The following is a 613-nucleotide window of genomic DNA, read 5'->3' on the forward strand; positions in this document are numbered from 1 at the left end:
ACCCAACATGTGTGTCGCAGAACTCCGAAATGACGATCCCGTGGAAAGAACAGTCTCAGCCAAATCTGATTGACTGACCGCAAGGGCCGCAGCTGCTTCTCCCCAAATTTTGGCGACAACATCCGTCGCATAATCAATATACGAAACCGCAAGTTCTTCTTTGAACACTGAGTCAGGTTGCGGCACCCGGCCTACTGAATTCGAGTAATGCGATTCTAGCCAGTTCCTAGGCGCGGCCGGGGCCGCAAAGGAGTCATAGAGGTCAGCGAACTTTGAGAAGATATCGAGCATCCCACCAAGCAACCTGAATGCTCCTGCAGCATGCATTGGAGCTGTGGACTCCCGTTTGTTGTCACTGCTGGGGGCCGCCGAACTGAGCTGAAGATCAAGATGGAGCTGGCGCCGGAACCTCGAGTCCTCATGCATGTAGTCGAGCAGGGTGAAGTATTGGTTCATCTCAAACAGAGATCCTGGAATGGGAAAAGCTGATCTTGCCCCCGGTACGTAATCAAGCAACGACCAGGCAGACTCGCGGTTGAGTGTGGGCGCAGAATGGGCGAGCGTTCGTACCCGAAGTCGCTGTGATATCCAAGGCGCTAACGCATGGGCAAAC

At 54.0% G+C, this 613-nt stretch carries 1 protein-coding gene; it reads right to left on the reverse strand.

Annotated elements, in window-relative coordinates; translation table 11 throughout:
- Window positions 1-456: hypothetical protein (locus ABEA18_RS24065; protein ID WP_345453817.1), on the reverse strand; the 456-nt coding region annotated here is incomplete at its 3' end.
- Window positions 457-613: the final 157 nt, after the last annotated feature.

The sequence above is a fragment of the Arthrobacter gyeryongensis genome (assembly GCF_039543785.1).
In the GTDB taxonomy this organism is placed as follows: domain Bacteria; phylum Actinomycetota; class Actinomycetes; order Actinomycetales; family Micrococcaceae; genus Arthrobacter; species Arthrobacter gyeryongensis.